The sequence below is a fragment of the Catenovulum agarivorans DS-2 genome (genome assembly GCF_000568405.1).
Classification (GTDB): Bacteria; Pseudomonadota; Gammaproteobacteria; order Enterobacterales; family Alteromonadaceae; genus Catenovulum; species Catenovulum agarivorans_A.
In genome coordinates this window covers 256801-278150 of the sequence record NZ_ARZY01000001.1, presented here as the reverse complement: position 1 = coordinate 278150, position 21350 = coordinate 256801, and the positions used below count along the sequence as shown (strand labels likewise).

At 40.1% G+C, this 21350-nt stretch carries 15 protein-coding genes and 1 tRNA gene; 8 read left to right on the top strand and 8 right to left on the bottom strand.

The window, feature by feature from the left end; all coding sequences use genetic code 11:
* Window positions 1-3 precede the first annotated feature (3 nt).
* From DS2_RS01255 to sdhC, 5 genes are all read right to left on the bottom strand, one after another.
* The gene (locus tag DS2_RS01255) at window positions 4-2811 is read right to left on the bottom strand and encodes a 2-oxoglutarate dehydrogenase E1 component (RefSeq protein ID WP_035012763.1); all 2808 of its coding nucleotides are present in this window, start codon (window positions 2809-2811) and stop codon (window positions 4-6) included.
* Window positions 2812-2931: 120 nt separating this feature from the next.
* Complete coding sequence (locus tag DS2_RS01250; protein ID WP_035012762.1) at window positions 2932-3639, bottom strand: succinate dehydrogenase iron-sulfur subunit; 708 nt, start codon at window positions 3637-3639, stop codon at window positions 2932-2934.
* Window positions 3640-3654: 15 nt separating this feature from the next.
* On the bottom strand, window positions 3655-5418 hold the full coding sequence (gene sdhA, locus DS2_RS01245) for a succinate dehydrogenase flavoprotein subunit (protein ID WP_035012761.1): 1764 nt from the start codon (window positions 5416-5418) through the stop codon (window positions 3655-3657).
* Window positions 5419-5766, bottom strand: a complete 348-nt coding sequence (gene sdhD, locus DS2_RS01240; protein ID WP_035012760.1) for a succinate dehydrogenase, hydrophobic membrane anchor protein — start codon at window positions 5764-5766, stop codon at window positions 5419-5421.
* Window positions 5760-6134 carry a succinate dehydrogenase, cytochrome b556 subunit gene (gene sdhC / locus DS2_RS01235; RefSeq protein WP_035012759.1) on the bottom strand — a complete coding sequence of 125 codons (375 nt, stop codon included), beginning with the start codon at window positions 6132-6134 and terminating at the stop codon, window positions 5760-5762. The genes sdhD and sdhC overlap by 7 nt, the downstream gene beginning before the upstream one ends.
* 522 nt (window positions 6135-6656) lie before the next feature.
* Between sdhC and gltA the strand changes: the two genes are divergently transcribed.
* The 4 genes from gltA (at window position 6657) to DS2_RS01215 (ending at window position 10565) form a co-directional block, all read left to right on the top strand.
* Window positions 6657-7940 (top strand): citrate synthase, encoded by a 1284-nt coding sequence (gltA, locus tag DS2_RS01230; RefSeq protein WP_035012758.1) that lies wholly within the window; start codon window positions 6657-6659, stop codon window positions 7938-7940.
* A 23-nt stretch (window positions 7941-7963) separates the two neighbouring features.
* Window positions 7964-9382, top strand: a complete 1419-nt coding sequence (locus tag DS2_RS01225; protein ID WP_235188514.1) for an MATE family efflux transporter — start codon at window positions 7964-7966, stop codon at window positions 9380-9382.
* Window positions 9360-10385, top strand: a complete 1026-nt coding sequence (locus tag DS2_RS01220) for a DUF3080 family protein (RefSeq protein ID WP_035012755.1) — start codon at window positions 9360-9362, stop codon at window positions 10383-10385. Before DS2_RS01225 ends, DS2_RS01220 begins: the two co-directional genes overlap by 23 nt.
* A 103-nt stretch (window positions 10386-10488) precedes the next feature.
* Window positions 10489-10565, top strand: a tRNA-Val gene (locus DS2_RS01215).
* A gap of 254 nt (window positions 10566-10819) precedes the next feature.
* On the opposite strand, the gene DS2_RS01210 is transcribed toward DS2_RS01215, so the two are convergent.
* From DS2_RS01210 to DS2_RS01200, 3 genes are all read right to left on the bottom strand, one after another.
* Window positions 10820-13027 carry a beta-galactosidase gene (locus DS2_RS01210; RefSeq protein ID WP_035012866.1) on the bottom strand — a complete coding sequence of 736 codons (2208 nt, stop codon included), beginning with the start codon at window positions 13025-13027 and terminating at the stop codon, window positions 10820-10822.
* A 228-nt stretch (window positions 13028-13255) separates the two neighbouring features.
* Window positions 13256-15580, bottom strand: coding sequence for an acyl-CoA dehydrogenase (locus DS2_RS01205; protein ID WP_035012754.1), 2325 nt, complete (start codon window positions 15578-15580; stop codon window positions 13256-13258).
* On the bottom strand, window positions 15577-16248 hold the full coding sequence (locus DS2_RS01200; protein ID WP_035012753.1) for a TetR/AcrR family transcriptional regulator: 672 nt from the start codon (window positions 16246-16248) through the stop codon (window positions 15577-15579). Before DS2_RS01200 ends, DS2_RS01205 begins: the two co-directional genes overlap by 4 nt.
* A 347-nt stretch (window positions 16249-16595) precedes the next feature.
* On the opposite strand from DS2_RS01200, the gene DS2_RS01195 reads away from it, so the two are divergent.
* Genes DS2_RS01195 through DS2_RS01180 form a run of 4 tightly spaced genes read left to right on the top strand, consistent with a single transcriptional unit; the run spans window position 16596 to window position 21277 of the window.
* Window positions 16596-18746 carry an EAL domain-containing protein gene (locus tag DS2_RS01195; RefSeq protein ID WP_160168527.1) on the top strand — a complete coding sequence of 717 codons (2151 nt, stop codon included), beginning with the start codon at window positions 16596-16598 and terminating at the stop codon, window positions 18744-18746.
* Window positions 18747-18756: 10 nt separating this feature from the next.
* Entirely contained in the window at window positions 18757-19968 is a 1212-nt protein-coding gene (locus tag DS2_RS01190; RefSeq protein ID WP_035012752.1) for an aminotransferase class V-fold PLP-dependent enzyme, read from the top strand.
* A gap of 8 nt (window positions 19969-19976) precedes the next feature.
* Complete coding sequence (locus DS2_RS01185; RefSeq protein WP_051479501.1) at window positions 19977-20363, top strand: SufE family protein; 387 nt, start codon at window positions 19977-19979, stop codon at window positions 20361-20363.
* Window positions 20364-20416: 53 nt separating this feature from the next.
* A complete protein-coding gene (locus DS2_RS01180; RefSeq protein WP_035012751.1) occupies window positions 20417-21277 on the top strand; it encodes a fructosamine kinase family protein in 861 nt (286 codons plus the stop codon).
* Window positions 21278-21350: the final 73 nt, after the last annotated feature.

Here is a 21350-nt window from a genome sequence, read left to right as displayed (position 1 = left end):
TTGTTATACGCTTAGTGCTTGTTGCACAAGTTCTTTTTGCTGTTTGTTGTGAACTGCCAAATAACCTACTGCTGGTGATGCAGACGCAGCTCGACCAACGTAAGTTAATTTAGCACCAGTTGGGATAACGTCCCAGAAGTGATGCTGACTACAATACCAAGCACCTTGATTTTGTGGTTCTTCTTGACACCATACAAAATCTTTAACGTGTGCATATTTTTCCATGACAGCTTCCATTTCTTTTTGTGGGAATGGATACAACTGTTCTAAACGGACAATCGCTACGTTTTTAATTTCACCTTTATTACGCGCATCGTACAAATCGTAATAAACTTTGCCGCTACACATAACAACACGCTCTACCTGTTCTGCAGGTAAATCGTCTATCTCGCCAATTACATTGTGGTAAACACCATCTGACAGTTCTTCTAAAGTAGAGACAGCCATCGGGTGACGTAACAATGATTTTGGAGACATAACCACCAAAGGTCTTCGCATTGGACGAATCGCCTGGCGTCGAATCATATTAAATACTTGCGCTGGAGTAGTAGGTACACAAACCTGAATATTATGGTCTGCACACAACTGCAAGAAACGCTCTAAACGAGCAGATGAATGCTCTGGACCTTGCCCTTCATAGCCGTGCGGCAACAACATAGTTAAACCACATAAACGACCCCACTTCACTTCACCTGAGCTCAAGAATTGATCAATGACAACTTGGGCACCGTTGGCAAAATCACCAAATTGAGCTTCCCAAATAGTCAGTGTTTGAGGTTCAGCTGTTGCATAGCCATATTCAAATGCCAACACAGCCTCTTCAGACAAGACTGAGTCGTATATTTCAATCGTCGCCTGCTCATCACTAATATTCTCAAGAGGCATATAAGTAGAAGCATCTTTTTGACTATGAATCACTGCGTGTCTATGGAAAAAAGTACCTCGACCACAGTCTTGACCGGTTAAACGAATTCGAGTTCCGCTATCAACTAAATCAGCATATGCAAGCGTTTCTGCAAACCCCCAATCTAATGGTTTTTCACCTTTAGCCATCAACGCACGGTCTTGATAGATCTTTTTAACGCGAGATTGAGGAACAACGTTATCTGGATATGCTGACGATTTTTCTGCGAGCGACTTTAAACGCTCTAATGAGATAGCTGCATCGTAGGCAATATCCCAGTCATGATTTAAGTAAGGTCGCCAGTCAACCGAATGTTCCATCATAGGACGCCATTCTTCAACAACACAAGCACCATGATCGAGCGCTGCACGATATTCATCAAGCGCGCGATCTGCATCTTGCTCAGTCAATACTTTTTCACCAATTAGCTGTTGTGCATAAATTTGACGAGGCACAGGGTGCTTCTTGATTTTTTGGTACATCAATGGTTGAGTCGCATTTGGCTCGTCAGCTTCGTTGTGACCATGACGTCGATAACAGACTAAATCGATAACCACATCACGCTTAAATTTATTTCTAAAATCAAGGGCAACTTGAGTGGCAAATACCACAGCTTCAGGGTCATCTGAATTCACATGGAATATAGGCGCCTGAACCATTTTAGCGATGTCAGTACAGTATTGGGTAGAACGCGTATCTTTTGGGTTATGCGTTGTAAAGCCAACTTGGTTGTTTACAACAATTCGAACTGTACCACCTACAGAATATGCACGAGTTTGCGAAAGGTTAAAGGTTTCTTGAACAACACCCTGACCCGCAATTGCTGAGTCACCATGAATAGTGATAGGTAATGCTAACGAACCATCAGGACAATTGCGACGATCCATACGCGCACGAACTGAGCCCATAACCACTGGGTTAACGATTTCTAGATGAGATGGGTTGAACGCAAGTGCTAAGTGAACATTGCCACCTGGTGTCGCGAAATCTGATGAATAACCCATATGGTACTTAACATCACCTGAACCTAATGTTTCATCGTGTTTCCCGGAAAATTCATCAAATAACACAGAAGGGTTTTTACCTAGTACATTGACTAGTACGTTTAATCGGCCGCGGTGAGCCATACCAATTACAACTTCTTTAGCCCCCTGTTCACCTGCTCGACTAATTAAAGTTTTTAGCATTGGAATAAGTGCGTCACCGCCTTCTAATGAAAAGCGTTTAGCACCTGGGAATTTACTTGCTAAATATTTTTCTAAACCATCAGCTGCAACTAGCTCTTTATATAATCGAACTTTATCAGATTGGTTTAAGTTTGGTTTGCACTGAACAGATTCCAAGCGTTTTTGTAACCAACGTTTTTCTTCCGTTGACGTGATATACATATATTCAGCGCCAATTGAACCACAGTAGGTTTTAACTAAAGTGCTTTGGATGTCTTTAAGTTTTAAGCGCTCTTCACCAACAGCTAATGATCCGACATTAAAAGGTTTGTCTAAATCATCTTGCTCTAATTCATGGTAGCTTAGTTCTAAATCACGAACGCGCTCTTGTTTCCATAAACCGAGTGGATCTAAGTTAGCATGTTGATGGCCTCTAAAGCGATATGCATTTATTAGCTGTAAAACTTTAACTTGTTTAGTATCAGAAGTGATTTGGGGAACGATAACTTGACCGCGATGAGGCTTTTTAGCGGCAGCTTTAAAGTCTTCTCGGATGTCTGAGTGTTTGGCTTCAACCTCTACACCTTCGACAGAAGGTAACTGGTCAAATAAAGCGCGCCATTCTTCATTCACGCTTTGCGGATTATCAAGATACTGTTCGTATAACTCTTCAATATAAGTGGCATTACCGCCGGCGAACTGGGAAGATTCGAGCCAGGCTTTCATGGACCCTTCGTGCATATTATTGTCCTATTCCGCTCTCTAGTTGTGTTATTGATTTTCAAAAAAATAGCCATTCTTTGCAACTAAAGAATGGCTATTCAGATTATTATTAATCGTGATATAGATTAAGCTTAGTTTCTAAACAGCCTTATTCAAGAGCATCGACTTAATTTTACCGATGGCCTTGGTTGGGTTTAACCCTTTTGGACACACATTTACACAGTTCATGATACCGTGGCAACGGAAAACGCTAAATGCGTCATCCAAATTTGCTAATCGCTCATCAGTAGCACCGTCACGTGAGTCAGCTAAGAAGCGGTACGCATGCAACAAGCCAGCAGGTCCGATAAACTTGTCAGGGTTCCACCAGAAAGATGGGCATGAAGTTGAACAACATGCACATAAGATACATTCGTACAACCCATCCAATTTCTCACGTTCTTCTGGCGATTGCAAAAATTCACGTGCAGGCACATTTTTAGGGTCTGGAATCAAATACGGCTTAACTTTCTCGTATTGCGTATAGAATTGGCTCATATCCACAATTAAATCACGAACAACAGGCAAACCAGGTAAAGGACGAATAACAATTTTACGCCCCTTTAATGCTGACAATGGTGTAATACACGCAAGGCCATTTTTACCATTCATATTTAAGCCATCTGAACCGCAAACACCTTCACGACAAGAACGTCTAAAAGATAAGCTTGGATCCTGCTCTTTCAACATCAATAGTGCATCTAGCACCATAATATCTTGGCCTTCGGTGTCTAACTCGTAATCCTGCATGTAAGGCTTTTTATCTTTGTCAGGATTGTAACGGTAAATTGAAAATACTTGTTTCATTAGATAACGACCCTATTAATACGTACGAACTTTAGGTGGAAATGCTTCACGAGTGTTTGGTTGCATATTTACGTCACGCTTAGACATACTTTCAGTGTCAGGTTTATAAATACTATGGCATAACCAATTCGCATCGTCACGCTCAGGGAAATCGAAACGGCTGTGTGCGCCACGACTCTCTGTACGATAATTTGCAGCTACCGCAGTTGCGTATGCTGTTTCCATTAAGTTATCTAACTCTAAGCATTCAATACGCTGAGTGTTAAAGTCAGAACTTGTGTCATCTAAACGAGCTGACTTCAAGCGCTCACGAATTTCACCTAATTCTTTTAAGCCTTTAGCCATCGCATCGCCTTCTCTAAACACAGAGAAGTTCAATTGCATGCATTGCTGTAAATCTTTCTTAATTTGCGCTGGATCTTCACCTTTTTGAGTGTTTTCCCAACGATTAAAGCGTGCTAACGCAGCTTCGACATCTGAATCAGAAGCGTCTTGTGTTTGGTAATCGTTAAGTGCATCACCAAGGTATAAACCTGTCGCACGGCCAAACACAACTAAGTCAAGTAATGAATTACCGCCCAGACGATTCGCACCATGTACACTCACACAAGCGATTTCACCACAAGCGTACAAGCCATTTATAACTTGTTCTTGACCGTTATCATCAACACTAATAGCCTGACCGTTAACATTAGTTGGAATACCACCCATCATATAGTGACAAGTTGGAATAACTGGAATCGGTTCTTTAACAGGATCAACATGGGCAAAAGTACGAGATAACTCACAAATACCAGGTAAGCGACTTTCAAGAACTTCAGCACCTAAGTGATCAAGTTTTAGCTTAATGTGGGTGCCCCAAGGACCTTCACATCCACGACCTTCACGAATTTCGGTCATCATTGAGCGAGCAACAACGTCACGACCTGCTAAGTCTTTCGCGTTCGGAGCATAACGTTCCATGAAACGCTCGCCATCTTTATTCAATAAATAACCACCTTCACCACGACAACCTTCGGTTACAAGTACCCCTGCACCAGCGATACCCGTTGGGTGGAATTGCCACATTTCCATATCCTGCAAAGGTACACCAGCACGCAATGCCATACCCACACCATCACCTGTGTTAATATGAGCATTAGTCGTTGATGCGAATATACGGCCTGCACCACCCGTTGCTAACACAGTTGCTTTAGCTTTGAAATAAACAACTTCACCAGTTTCGATATCAATAGCAGTACAACCAACAACATCACCATTTTGGTTTTTAACCAAATCTAACGCATACCATTCACTGAATACCGTTGTTTTATTTTTAACGTTTTGTTGGTAAAGCAAGTGCAATAATGCGTGACCTGTACGGTCAGCCGCAGCGGCAGTACGAGCTGCTTGCTCACCACCGAAGTTTTTAGATTGACCACCAAATGGACGCTGATAAACACGACCATTTTCAAAACGAGAAAACGGTAAGCCCATATTTTCTAGTTCAAATATTGCCTCTGGGCCAGTTTTACACATATATTCGATTGCGTCTTGGTCACCGATATAATCAGAACCCTTAACCGTATCGTACATGTGCCATTCCCAGTTATCGTCGTGAGCGTTACCTAATGCTACGGTAATACCACCTTGAGCTGATACTGTATGTGAGCGTGTTGGAAATACTTTTGATAACAAAGCACAGGTTTTACCTGATTGCGAAATTTGCAGTGCAGCACGCATGCCTGCACCACCAGCGCCGATTACAACGGCATCAAATTCTCTAACTGGAATATTCACTTACACACCCCACAAAACAACGATGCCAGTTACTAAATAAGCAAGCGCGGCAATATTTAAAATAAATTGAAGACTAATTCTAACGGCAACAGGTTTAACGTAATCAGTTAATACTTGCCATAAACCAATCCACGCGTGAACCAACAAACTAATTAACGTAATCAAAGTAAACACTTTTACCCAAGTTTGGCTGAACAAACCAACCCACTCGGCATAAGTTACTTGAGGTGTACAAACGAAAAAACACACCATAAAAATTGCATAAGCTGTCAAAACCAATGCACTCGCGCGGATTAAAACAAAATCGTGAACGCCGCTACGTCCTAATGTTCCAGCATTTGTTACCATAACCAAACTCCTGCTAATACTGATAATACTATGGTCAAGGCGATGGTAATTTGCGCACTTGAGTTACCTGATTGAATTTCTTCCCAAAAACCTAAATCCATTACCAAATGGCGTAACCCACCCAACAAGTGGTATGCCAAGGCTGTTAAGATGCCCCAGTAAATAAATTTAGCGAAAAATGACGATGACCATTCTTGTACACATTCGAAGCCTGATTCAGACCCTAATGACACGGCCAACAACCACATTAAGATGCCCATCGCAAAAAACATGATGACACCTGTAACACGGTGAAGAATAGAAGCAATTGCAGAGGCTGGAAAACTAATTGTGTTTAGCTCCAGATTGATAGGTCGTTGCTTGTTCACGAGTTTTTACCCACTTAAGTTGATAACTTTATTAAAATTATTAAATGTCCTTAGTCGTATCGTAACAAAACATCCTACTAACAAGATATCAATTGCCCATTAAATCCAATTATACAGGCTATTTTGCTACCGATATGATTGTAACAACATTAGCTTAAAAAATAATAGTTTGCGATTTTATACAGGATTTTTTTTCATCAAGTTCATTTTTTTAGTGAATTAGACGCATTTGTTGAATGAATGCGATTTATATTGGGCTAGCGGCCGATTTGAGCTAACATTTTCGCAATAGTTTGCTAATTTAATTTTTGCTTTGATTAACTTCAAATATGAACTCTGATAAGCTTAAGTTTGGAATTAGTAAGCTTTGTTTTGCTTTCTGATGTTAGTGAAGCGTTTTAATAGAAAATTTATTACTTATACTTGCTTTTATTTAGCGGTATAAATTGACTTTGTACGTCAATTTCAAGTATTAATAAAAAACTAAACCTGTCACATGACTTGCTCGAAAGGAGATATTCTATGGCTGAAAAAAAAGCCATCCTCACGATTGACGGTAATTCGGTAGAACTACCGATTCTATCAGGCACCATGGGTCACGATGTTATCGATGTGCGCTCTTTAGGTAAATTTGGCCACTTTACATTTGATCCTGGTTTTTTAGCAACCGGTTCTTGTGAATCAGCAATCACTTTCATCGACGGTGAAAAAGGTGTGTTGTTGCACCGTGGTTACCCAATTGACCAGTTAGCTACCCAAGCTGACTATTTAGAAGTTTGTTATTTATTGTTACACGGCAAAGCTCCTAGCTCTGAAGAGTATAAAGAGTTTGTTGGTATTATTAACAAACACACTATGGTTCACGAAGGCATTGAGTTCTTCTTCAGAGGCTATCGCCGTGACGCTCACCCAATGGCTATGTTGTGTGGTATTGTTGGTGCATTGTCGTCGTTCTACCACAGAGATTTAGACATTACTGACCCTAAACAACGCATTCGTTGTGCAACTCGCTTAGTTGCTAAATTACCAACCATTGCGGCTATGTGTTACAAATATAGCATTGGTCAAAAATTCGTTTGCCCTAAGAATGAATTAAGCTACTCTGAAAACTTCTTGAACATGATGTTTTCTGTTCCAGCAGAAAATTATGAAATTCACCCTGCAGTTGCAAAAGCAATGGACCGAATTTTCACACTTCATGCTGACCACGAGCAAAATGCTTCAACTTCAACTGTTCGTTTAGCCGGTTCTTCAGGTGCAAATCCTTACGCATGTATTGCAGCTGGTATCGCTTCACTTTGGGGCCCTGCGCACGGTGGTGCGAACGAAGCTTGCTTGAACATGCTTGAAGAAATTGGTTCTGTTGATCGCATCGACGAATACGTTGCAAAAGCAAAAGATAAATCTGATCCATTCCGCTTGATGGGCTTTGGCCATCGTGTTTATAAAAACTTCGACCCTCGCGCTAAAGTAATGCGTGAAACATGTCATGAAGTTTTAGATGCATTAGGCATTGACGATCCATTGTTACAAGTTGCCATGAAGTTAGAACAAATCGCGTTGGAAGACGAATACTTCATTAGCAAAAAATTGTATCCAAATGTCGATTTCTATTCTGGCATTATCTTAAAAGCAATTGGTATTCCAACTAACATGTTCACTGTGATTTTTGCATTGTCTCGTACAATCGGTTGGATTTCACACTGGCATGAAATGCTTAGCCAACCTGGTGCTAAAATTGGCCGTCCACGTCAATTATACACTGGTGAAGAGCCAAGAGATTTTAGCCCAATCGCTAAAGACTAATATTTGCTTTAAGGTTTATATTTTTGATAAAGCTCGCTTCGGCGAGCTTTTCTTTTTGCTGCTTTTCTACTACCCTATCGCCAATTTTTATCATTCAAGTTTTCACTTTGCAAAACCCGTATCGTCGTTTAATTAAACTCGCTTGGCCCATATGGATTACCCAAGCTATTCAAACCCTAATGGTCACTATAGATTTAGTGATGTCTGCTCAGGTAAGTGATGCTGATATGGCAGCCGTTGGCACAGCCCTGTCAATTTGGCACCCAGTATTTTTCTTTGCCCTTGGCTGTATGATGGTGTTAGCACCGTTATTGTCACGTAGTTATGGTTCTAGCAATAACAAAGCCTTTCAACACGACTTAAATCAATCACTTTGGTTTGCACTACTTGTGGCAATCATATTCACAGTTTGTTTATTTGCTGCTATGCCACTATTGTCTTTATTAAGCTTAGACAAACCATTAGTTGAAATTGGTCAGCAATACTTAACTTACCTCGCTCTAGGCATTCCATTTATATGCTTCATTGGCGCCTTTCGCTACTTAAATGAATCTCTTGGACAAACTAAGCCATTAATGTACATCAGCATTTTCGGTCTACTGTGCAATATTCCACTCAATTACTTGTTTATTTATGGCTCAGCGATAACCCCAAAAATGGGAGGTGCTGGCTGCGGTATTGCGACAACGATTGTAAATATTATCGTGTTGGTAAGTTTATATATCTTCAGTAAATATTCACGCCACACCCAGCAATTTGCCAAAAATTTACGGTTTGAAAAAATTGAAATTGCGACTCAATTAAAATTAATAAGGCTCGGCTGCCCTATAGGCCTAACCCTGTTTTTAGAAATAGCATTGTTTGCCGCCGTTGCACTAGCTATAGCTACCCACGGCACGAATGCAGCTGCAGCACATCAAATTGCGCTTAATGTAGTGACTAACTTTTACATGATCCCATTAAGTATCGGCATGGCTGCGACTGTATTAATCGGCCAGAGCATTGGAAAAAACGATCAATACAGCGCTAAATCTTGGGTTAAATATACCCTGATCGTTTCAATCGCTTTTTCTGTGCTATCCACCACAACAATTATCTTATTTCGAAGTGTATTTGCCTCAATGTTCGAGCCTTCACAACAAGTTTTTCAATTAGCCATTGCGCTGCTGGTTTGGGCAGGTATTTTTCAGTTACCGGATGTTATTCAAACAAGCTTCTCTTCTTGTTTACGTGGCTATGCTGATACTCAAGTTCCATTTGTGTTGGTTTTAGTCTCCTATTGGTTACTTGGATTTCCGTTGGGCATGATTTTAAGTGAAACAAATTGGATAATCCCCCAGCAAGGTCCTGAAGGATATTGGCAAGGCTTACTAATAGGGTTAAGCTGCACCAGTATATTGTTATACTTGAGACTCAAACGTGTTTGGAACCATCAAATTTAGTTTAACCTCGACTATTTTAATTATCTTGGTCGGGTGCCAACAGCCGCCGGTTGTGCTTGAGTGGAAAAAGTACCCGCAACGGGTACAAACCCTAACTAAAACCATAATTGGCGAACGTGATTTTGTAAGTTCAAATAGTAAACAGGCAATACAAGTAGACCATTCGCTCCAATTTACCCAGCAGGTAGATAAACCACAAAACTTTAAAATAAACTTATTGGACGCGCTCTCCATTCATACCTGCAATATGCAAAAATTTGTTGGCGAAAAAAATAGTAGCATGGGAAAAGTCCAAACGCCCGCCAATCATTTCATTTATGAAGCGAGTTTGTTAAACCAACTTAACCAGTGCAACTATCAAAAAACTAAAGATGCACAAGCACTTCAACAACTGCATAGTTTCAAGCGCAAACAGTGGTCCAAACAATTAGATTATTTTTTATTGCAAGCTGGCATTCATAAAAAGTTATTTCAACCTAGTAACACCTTGCTGTTGGCTGATACTCAAGGGATAATTAACCTAAACGCTTATTTTAACGCTGCCCTTAAACTATTTCAGTTACCAAATTCAAACAAGCCAACAGCTGTTATAGATGAATTTAATCATCGAGCGGCGCAGCTAGATGGTTCGATGTTGATGTCACAATACTTCTATACTTTAGAATATACCAGCGCTTCACTTAACTCAGTCAGCCACTACTTAAATCAACTTAATGATAACGAGGTCTGTGACAGCGCTCGACCAATTGAAATTGATTATCTTGAAAATGTATTACACGGCTTTTTTATAAAAACATTGCAACCACACTTAGCATTTTTAAGTAGATTAGAACACCAAATAATGCCAACTGTATTTAAAGTATTTTCACATTTGCAATCTCCCAATGCTTACGCACAAAGATACCTACAAAATAGCAAAAACAATATTTTCAATGTGTTCAATCAGGCAAACTTAAATCACCAAAAAGCATGGAATGAATTACTGCAAAATTGCAAAAAATGACTAAAAAAAAACCACTTAAACAAATTTAGTTAAAATTTCCTTGCCAACTCGATAAGTAAGCAGTAACATTCGCGCCGTTGTTTACGCAGCGTAAATAATATGTACGACCGTAGCTCAGCTGGTTAGAGCACTACCTTGACATGGTAGGGGTCGGTGGTTCGAGTCCACTCGGTCGTACCAATTCTAAAGGCGTTCAGCCGAAGTAATCACTAACAAAAACCCGAAAAACTTAAATCTGCAATGTCAGTTTGTTTTAATAGTCGGTAAACAGTCATTTGTTTTTATCTGACTGCCAACCTAAAAATATTTAACCTGAACTCTGTAACGAGTTAGCTCAATTCCCTCACATGTCATTACCACCCGTAAAACAGGCCTTAAAATTGTAGAATACCAAAATATCAAACGGAGAAATTCCCCGTTTGATATGTGAAAGGCTAGTTCGAGCGCGTATGCGCGTCTTCATCTATTTGAATACTTTTAGCCTTTTTTGGTTGCTTGGGTTGGACCAACCGTCCCTGCTTAGCAGCTTCACTGCGAAATTGATAAAAGCGGTTGCCGACTTCTCGTATACTTTTAACTAGCTCAGGAAATGGTTTGTCTGCTAAGTCTACAATGCCAACATTATAGTTTTCACCATCACCGCGGCCTGTTGGTGGCTGCTCGGCATATTGAAACCAATGAGTGCCGACAATATATGGATTGAGCAAGGCACTATTAAGGTATTCGGTGTACAACTCAGCACGATGCGACTGACTTTTAGCTTCAACTACACCAAGGTGCAACGCACCTCTGTCTAAAGAGCCAAAGTGAAATTCGCCAATGAGTATCGGTTTATCAACGCCCTTTGGAAAACCAACATTTGTTACATGGTATTGATATTTGTTCATGCTAATAACATCTGAGTATTCTGCTGCCGTTCGAATCACGCTATCGCTATTTGCCCATGCCAAACGACAACCTAAATATAGAGCATTCGGTGCAACAGATTTTAACTCTGCGCGTACGGTCGAGAAGTAGGTTTTAACGATTTTCTGATAAAATTCACTTAAATCATCCCATGCTTTATTCTGATTTGGTGCTGTTGTCGATTGCAACAAACCATCCCACGAATCATGCGCTGTCCCCCATACCTTGTTGAGATTACGTATATTTTGATATTTATTTTTTAAGTCTTTAATAAACTCGATTTTTGCAGGCTGGTCAGCAGGGCTTTGTAAAGTAGCTATCGCAAGCGAGCCCTCAACCCCCCATGAAAGTTCATTCTCAATAAAAAAGCCAAGCAACCAAGGATCATCAACCGTATGTTGTCGATTAGACAAGGCTTTTTTCAATTGACGTTTGAAGCTTGGGTCAAATACATCATGAAATTTTCCCCAATAACCCTTTGACGCTTCGATTTTTCGAGTGCCTGGCACCCACACTGTTTCTGTATACGGGGTTATACCATCTGTGGTCAATTGCCGATCTGAAGCAACGCCTAGCGTATTCATGCCCCAACTGCGCAGTCGTGCATGCGTGACACGGTCAAAATCCTCACGCCAATTATCGCCATATTTTTGATACAAGTTAGAGGCGGTAAAGTTATATGTTTCTCGTTCAGCCAACGTGCTGTAATATCCATGTGACGCTCGACCTGCTTTTGAATAAAACTTAGCAAAAGGCGAATCCTTAGTTGGTAACCATTCGAAGTAAGATTCCCTATCTGTAATACCTGTAATTGCAGTGCCTGCATTAACAACACCAACACCATGAGACCAAAATAACTTGCCCGCAGGGTCGACAAACCACCATGCCCCTTGGTATTTATCAACGCGAAAGTAGCCCGTTGCTTCAAGCTGCGGTCCATTTTTCCAACCACCATATTGATTAAATTCTTTTGGCCCTGGATTAGCGTTAAGTTCCCTTTGCTCATCTTTTGCTTGTTGGCGTAAATCATCTACAGACAGAGTTTTACCTGGCCAATGTGCATGCTTGTATTGACCAAATCTATCGATAAAAGGTAAGAAACCATCGGGCTCTTTCCAGCGAACAGGATTAGTCGCTCTAATATTGTCAATCAATAAATTATGCTCGTTTGCAGGATAATTAATGGTAACTTTTACTTGATCAATCGCGCTTAAATCAGCTTTTGCTTGTCCTGGCGCGGCACGCATTGCTAACAAGTTCAGTGGCTTGGTAAAACGCCAAGGTGTGGTAATAATGTCATCTGAAACTGTTTTAGTTTCGCCAGGTGCAAGATCAAAACGTATTTCCATTTGCCAAGCTTGCATGCCGTCTTCAGGATCTCCCACTTTAAAAATAATACGAGCGGGGTGTTCACCTGCGTTTGTTATATCCATTTTAACGTGATAGTAGTTGTTCAAATCCCAACTACCCGCTGGTTTCTTTATTGTCACCCCCGGTGCTCCTGAGCTAATACCTGTTTGCAACTGCAACTGCTTAGAACCTTGATGGTTTATTATACGAACCTTTGCATCGTTGGTTTGCAATAAACTTGTGTCTGAGCCTTGTTCAAAATCAAATAGCACAATACTGTCTGCGACGATTTCTCGTTTTTCGTTACTAGTTGTAGAAACACATGCAGAAAACAGGCTTGTGCAAGCCGCAATGAGTGCTAAGCGGCTTAAAGTTAAATTTTTCATAATCTTACCTTTAGTTTCACCTTGCTGGATCAATGCCAGCCACGACCACACAGAAGACATAAAATTGTCAACAATAAGCATACATGAGTAGTTTTGGATTAATGTTAGATTGCTGTTAAAAAATAACAAACAACTGCGGTTCTTTTAAATTGAAGTTTTTTAACAGGCGCTATAACAAAAAAACGCCCGAAGAATGGGCGTTTTTCACAACAGGTAGGAGTTAGTTTATCAAGCAGCGTTGTCTTGATTTCTCGAGTCTATTTGAATGCTCTTAAAGCAGTCCGCTGAAAAACTATCGACAGCAATAGCTTTTTTACGCAATTCATCTGCACGCAAAATTTGTTGTGCTTCTACTTCTGAAATTAATCCTTGTTCTTGGGCTTTACCAATCACTTCATCTAACGGTACACGCTTTGGCAGTTTGCCAGATTTTTGAGCGCCATGAATTTTAAGTTCAATTGCTTGGCATTGATGCATAGCCACAAATGCAGCTTCAACAACACCAATTGGATCATTTTCATCTTTGCCCATGTAACATAGGTGAGTTATACGGTCACGCGTATCCCCTGTTCTCAATAGCGAACGGCATACTTGACGAGCTAAGATGTCGTTTGGTCCTTTGGCACTCACCCCATATGGAAAGATTATCCGATTTAACACATGCGCTAACCAGCGTGGTCTAAAGTTATCAAAATATCCTTGGAAAGCTATCTCAGCTTTTTGCAGACAGCTTTGCACCGCATAATGGACAAAAGGTAAATCAGACACTTGCCGACCGTCAGTTTCATATCGTTTCAGTACAGCAGAAGCCATATAAAGCTGACTTAGCACATCACCTAAACGAGCGGAAATCATTTCTTTGCGTTTTAATGCGCCGCCTAAAATAAGCATAGACACATCAGTACACAATGCTAAACCAGAACTTAAGCGATTCATTTGTTTGTAGTATTGGGCAGTTTCGCCAGCAACTGGAGAGTCAGAAAATTTACATAAGGTTAAACCGTTAAATAACGCTGAGCCTAAATTTCTCAAGGTAAAACCAACATGTTTAACCAACAGTGCGTCAAATTCTTTTAAGCCCTGATTAAAATCTGGATTCGCCCCCGCTTCCATTTCTTTATACACATAAGGGTGACAGCGGGTTGCGCCTTGACCAAAAATCATTAGATTGCGCGTCAATATGTTCGCGCCTTCAACCGTTATCGCAACTGGCATACCATAAAACATATGGCCTAAGTAGTTGTTTGGCCCCAACTGAATTGCTTTACCAGCATGAATATCCATAGAATCGTTCACAACAACTCGAGCTAGCTCAGTCATGTGATACTTGGAAATAGCCGTAACAACAGAAGGACTATAACCAGAATCTAACGACGATGTGGTAAAGCGTCGAGCAGCCTCTAGCATATAGCTATAACCACCGATCCGCGCTAACGACTCTTGTACCCCTTCAAATTTGCCGATAGATAAACCGAATTGCTTGCGTACATAAGAATATGCCGACGTCATGCGTGTACCTAAATGACCGATCGCCGTTGCCAACGCTGGCAACGAGATACCACGGCCAGCAGACAAACATTCAACCAACATGCGCCAACCTTTACCAGCATAATCAGGGCCACCGATAATCCAATCAATTGGAATGAATACATCTTCACCATAGGTTGTACCATTCATAAAGGCTAAACCCATAGGCATATGGCGGTCACCAATTTGTACACCAGGGTGATCGGTTGGAATTAACGCACAGGTAATACCTACATCTTCTTGTTCACCCAATAGCTTGTCAGGATCGTACAATTTAAACGCCAAACCTAATACAGTCGCGACTGGGGCTAAAGTGATATAGCGCTTGTTCCACGATACACGTATACCTAAAGTTTCTTTACCTTCAAATTCTTGTTTGCAAACTACCCCTTTATCTGGAATTGCACCCGCGTCAGATCCTGCTTCAGGTCCGGTTAAAGCGAAACAAGGAACCTCTTTACCTTGAGCTAATCCAGGTAACCAGCGGTCTTTTTGCTCTTGTGTACCATAATGAGTTAACAACTCGCCAGGCCCCAAGCTATTCGGGACCATTACGGTAACCGCGGCGCTAATGCTACGAGTAGCAATTTTTGTCACTATGGTTGAGTTTGCAGTTGCCGAAAAAGCCAATCCACCAAATTCTTTGGGAATAATCATGGCAAAAAAACCTTCTTGTTTTAGATAATCCCAAACCTCTTTTGGTAGATCTTTACTTTCATGCACAATCGAAAAGTCATCCAACATAGCCAACAAAGTTTCTAGTTGGTTATCAATAAAGGACTGTTCTTCTTCGGTTAATTTGCCATCAGGATAAGCATGAAGTTTTTGCCAGTCAGGTTTGCCGGAAAAAATTTCACCATCCCACCAAATATCACCCGCCTCCATTGCTTCTCGCTCTGTAGTCGACATGGGTGGCAATATTTTTTTAAATATTTTAAAAATGGGTTTTGTCACCCATTTTTGTCTAAACTCTGCGACGCCAAGTATAATTGCGCACGCAATAATTAGCAGAAGTATAATACTCATAGTGACCCCCCAATCTGGTCGGTGGAATGTTGATTAATTGGATAATTTGTTTGGCTATTTAAGCCCGCAGCAATAAATGGAACAACCTTATGCACTATGGCTTGCGTTGATGCTTGTTCAGAAAAATCTGCCATGGCAATTTCTTCCAAAGCACCACTAGAACTCATTACAAATACTAGCGCACCTAACGAAAAATGCAGCCGCCAAAATAACTCTTGATTAGAAATATTTGGCAGAGCTTTTGCGAACAGCGCCATGATTAATTTTAAAACGGCTTCATATTCGGTAACTATATATCTGCGTAAATGCCCTTGAGTTTCTGAATAGCCCCTGCCAATCATCACAGTAAAATGTTTTGCACTTTGTTTACCAAGTTTATTTAAAGAAAACAGTGGTGGAATAAAGGCCTCTAGAATATCTTCAACAGATGGTGTTTGTGCATCAACTTTTTCAAGCTCTACTTTTAAAACCGGCATAAAAATTTCTAAATATCGCGCCAGAACAGCCTGTATTAAAGATTTTTTAGAGCCGAAATGGTAATTAACTGACGCCAAATTGACATTAGCTTCATTGGTTATTTCACGTAAAGATGTGTGATTAAACCCCTGTTCAGCAAAAAGCTGCTCAGCAGCTTCAAGTATTTTGACTTTGGTATTTTGTTTCGACACCTAACCCACCCATTTTCAAACAACCGTTTAAAATGTATGTTTAAAAACTAAGAATGTCAAACCACGTTGAATGTTTTTTAAATATTTTTTTACTTTATTGGAACAATTTTAAAAATTGCCAGTCTGAACAATTGCTAGTGAAAAATGTGCTCTTGTTTGCCCAGAAATGAATAATATCGTCTCTGGGCTTTTTTATTTTTAAATTTCAATTAAATATAGCTACTTTTCCGCTATAATTTTCCTGGTTGACTAACTAATCCAAGTATTTATTGTTTATGGGATCGCTTCGAAAATACCGCGCCGCTTTGATAACCTTGATAATCAGTATGATATTTTGCGGCACAACTGTGTGGCTACTTCTAAACAAATCCGAAAATGCACTCATAGAACAAAGCCAACAAGAGATCAGCAAAACAGTTCAACAAATAAATAAAGAAATTGATAAACAGATTTTTCTATTTAATTGGCTCGCGAAACAATGGGACAGTTATGGTAAACCGGAACCATACCTGTGGCACCAACAAGCAAAATACATTGTTGACAACCTAGACTATGTTCAAGCAATTGAATGGGCAGATCAAAACGCAGTTATTCGTTGGATCGAACCATTGATTGGCAATCAAAGCGCTTATAATTTAGATTTAACCACCATTCCGCACATTAGCCAACGAATAGAGCAAGCAAAACGAAGTGGCGAATGGGTAGCGGTCGCAAACTGGAAGTTAGTTCAGGGCATTCGTGGGATTTTATTTTATGTACCCATCGGCAAAAATGAGCAGCTACAAGGTTTTATCATTGGTGTGGTAAAACAACATAGTTTTTTGTCGTCTGCAACCGCATCAGTGCAACAAAATGGATTTAAACTAGCAATTAGTTTAAACGATGAGCTAATCTATACCAGTGACGAAGCTCGAGGCATTGATTCAAATAACCCCCCAAGGCCATATGCTAGTACAGTTCAATTTCAATTGATGCAAGAAAACTGGAAAATTACGCTATGGCCTTCACAACAAAGAATTGCTAAACAGCATGATCCAATCTCAACCTACGTATTGATCGTTGGTTTTATAATCAGTTGTTTGTTGTCAATATTGGTGCAACTTTTTTACTCAACTAAAGTACTCAACACAAACTTAGTTGCTTCTAACCGAAAACTCAATGTAGAAATTAATGAACGACAAAGAGTCGAAGAAGAAATGGTCGCGATGGCCTGCTACGACACTTTAACAGGCTTGAGCAATAGAAACGCAATATACAGACACATTAATGAAAGGCTAACCAGCTACCACAACCGAGATGTTGCTTTGATCTTGATCGATCTTGATTCATTTCAACAAGTAAATGATGCAGTTGGTCATAATATTGGTGACCAACTGCTCGTAAAAGTCGCTGCACGATTAAAAAAAGTTATAGACAAACAACATTTTTTAGCCCGACTAGGTGGTGATGAATACGCAGTGTTTGTCGACGACGTTGCTGCTGTCAGTGTAATCAATAGACTGACGCAGAAAATTCTTAAATCTGTTGATACCAAGTTCGTGCTGGAACAATACGAGTTTTACACTTCTGCTTCTATCGGGTATGTAATTGCTAATGTAAACACAGCCACAGCTGATGACCTAATTCGTAAAGCGGATTCTGCACTAAATAAAGCAAAATCACATGGTAAGAATAGTATCCAGATTTTTGACGATTCACTAGAAACGGCCATTATTAAAAAAGTTAACTTATTAAAAAAACTTAATGCCGCATATGAAGCACAAGCTTTTGAGCTCCACTACCAACCTAAAATTGATTTAACCACCGACAGAATAACAGGTGTTGAAGCACTCATTCGTTGGTACGATGAAGAAACCGAGCGGTGGATCCCACCGCAAGAGTTTATTCCGTTAGCAGAAGAATCTGGTTTAATTATCCCCATAGGTGAATGGGTTATAGAAGAAGCGTGTCGACAACTCGGCATATGGCATCAACTTGGTTTTATTCAGTTACACGTAGCAATTAATGTTTCAGGCAAACAGTTAAAACAAAAGCGTTTGTTTCAAACAATTGTCAATAGCTACAAAGCCCATAAACTCCGCCCGCAACATATAGAGATAGAATTGACCGAAGAAGTTTTTATCGAAAACATCGAACAAAACGAAACCTTTATGCGCTCGTTAGTTGAACAAGGCATTTCATTATCGATTGACGATTTTGGGATTGGTTATTCATCACTGGCGTATTTACGCAACTTTCCAGTCGACACCCTAAAAATAGACCGTTCTTTTATTAAAGACATCCCAATCAATGATAACGATGTTTCTATCGTCAGAGCCATGTTAGATTTAGCAGAAAATATGAATTTAAAAGTCGTAGCTGAAGGTGTTGAAAATAAGATGCAAATTGGCTTTTTAAAAGAACATTATTGCCACTATGCCCAAGGTTTTTGGTATTCTAAGCCACTTAGTGCGTCGGAGTTAACCGACAAACTTATTCGCAATCATAGCTGGATGTAGTCACAAATATATGCAAACTTCTCAACTTGCCTTAGATTTTCGTCGCAATTTTCCCTATTTCAACAATAGTGATGTTTGTTATTTGGACAATGCTGCAACAACACATATTTGCCAACCAGCTTTAAATGCGATAAATCACTACTATCAATTTGAACATGCAACCGTTCACCGCTCGAATCACACAAGCGCAACCCACAACACCAACAAATTTGAACAATGTAGAATGCAAGTAGCACAGCACTTTGGCCTAGCAGATAAAAAACAGGTTATCTGGACAAAAGGCGCAACAGAGGCTGCAAACATTATTGCCAAAGGTTTATGTCAAAACTACCTCGACGAAGGCGATGAAGTGCTATTGAGCGAAGCAGAGCATCACGCTCATCATGTTACTTGGGTGGAAATGGCGAAGCAGTACAAACTTAAGTTAGTTTTTATTCCATACAATGAAAACTTACAAATTGATCTAGTTGCTTTACAAAACTTAATCAGTGCAAAAACTAAAGTCATCGCAATAAGCCATGTATCTAATGCCACAGGTGTCATTCAGCCGATTGAGCAGGCGATAAAGATTAGCAAGCAATTTCAACATATCAAAGTGGTTGTCGATGGTTCGCAAGCTGTCAATCATTTAACCGTAGACATGGCTGAGTTGAATGCCGACTTTTATTTTTTTTCAGCACATAAAATGTACTCAGGAACTGGCCTTGGCGTTTTGTTAGGGCAATTGAATAGTCTAACATTGCTGTCAGCGCCATTATACGGTGGCGAGATGGTTCGAAAAGTTGATTACTCAAATATTGAATACAACCAGCTCCCCTTTTATTTGGAAGCTGGCACACCAAATATTGCAGCGGTTCATGCTTTTTCTGCAACACTCAACTTTTTAAGCTCGGTTGACACGGCCGCGTTACATCAATATCAACACCAGCTTATGTGTTATTTAAAAGCACAGCTGCAAACTATTCCATTTGTGCAATTGCTCAATGGTGACCAAGTATCAGCAACCTCTTTTGTCATAAGTGGCCTACATACAGCTGATGCGGCGGAGCTGCTGAGTCAAATGAAAATTGCAATTCGAACGGGGTTTCATTGTGCTATGCCATTTGTCACTAAGTTAGCTAACCAAGGTACTTTAAGGGTGAGTATCGCTCCCTATAATACAGTTGAAGAAATTGACTATTTTGTTCAATCTATTCAAAAACTCGAAACTTTTTTAGACTAGGTTTAATTTTGCAAGCATCTCAATTACACGCCGTCGCCCAAGCTACGTCTTGGGAAAATCGTTATCGCCTTCTTATGAAGTTAGGTACAACGGACAACCTACCGTTTGATGAACAAGACAAACAAGACCACAACCTTGTAGCTGGTTGCGAAAGCTCTGTGTGGCTAACGGTAAAACCGCCACATCTTATTGCCAATATACGGGCAACCAGCGACTCAAAAATTGTCCGCGGCTTGTTAGTGATTATACTTTACGAACTTAATCAAATTGGTATTGACCAGTTTAATTTGTCTGACTGCTTAAGCAAATACAAGTTGGCAAACCATTTGAGCGAATCTCGGACAAACGGCCTATCACAAGTGTTTCAACAAATTAAAGCGAATTTAGCTAGCTAACAGGCCATGCTGAACTATAATTGCACTAAACACTTTATATATTGGCATAGCTTATGTGGCATCAAGTCGAACTGGATTTAACAAAAGCGCTCAATACAGAGGTAAAAATAACTGGCAAACAGAGTGTTAGCGGTGGCGATATCAGCCAAGCATTTAAGATTAATACCAGCGCAGGTGATTTTTTTGTCAAAGTAAACAAACATAGCTTTTATGAAAACTTTGCCTGTGAAATGCTGGCGCTAAATAAAATTGCTAAAACCCAGTGTATTCACACCCCCAAAGTGCAGCAGGTCAATACCAGCCAACTGTATAGCTATCTCATCTTAGACTATCTTGAATTTAAGCCGGCTAAAATGGAACAATGGTACCTAGCAGGTGTCCAGCTCGCCAAAATGCACCAACACGACATCCAAGCACAGTTTGGCTTCGACAGTAATAATTTTATTGGTAGTACTTTGCAAAACAACCGTTGGCATAACAATTGGTCAACTTTTTTTGCTGAACAAAGAATTGGCTTTCAGCTAGAGTTATTGCTTGAAAAAGGCATTTCGATTGGTGATATCGACGAGATTGTCGCTACTGTGCATACCCTTTTAAAGCCAAGAAAACCACCTGCAAGTTTGTTACATGGTGATTTGTGGCAAGGCAACATTGCGTTTGCAAATGTCCCGGTGATTTTTGACCCTGCAAGTTATTATGGTGATCCTGAAGTTGATATAGCCATGAGCGAGTTATTTGGCTGTTTCCCACAAGAATTCTACCAAGGTTATCAATCGGTGCAAAAACTCGATTCTGGTTACGCTCATCGCAAACACATCTACAACTTTTATCATATCTTAAATCATGCGAACTTATTTTCAGGCAGTTATATCGAACAAAGTAAAGATTACCTGATGCAAATTGCGCGTATGTAAATTATTAAATACACTTGCTTAACCTTGCCAGAAAAAATCTCAGCGTTTTGGGTTTAAACTCCAATTTTTTTGT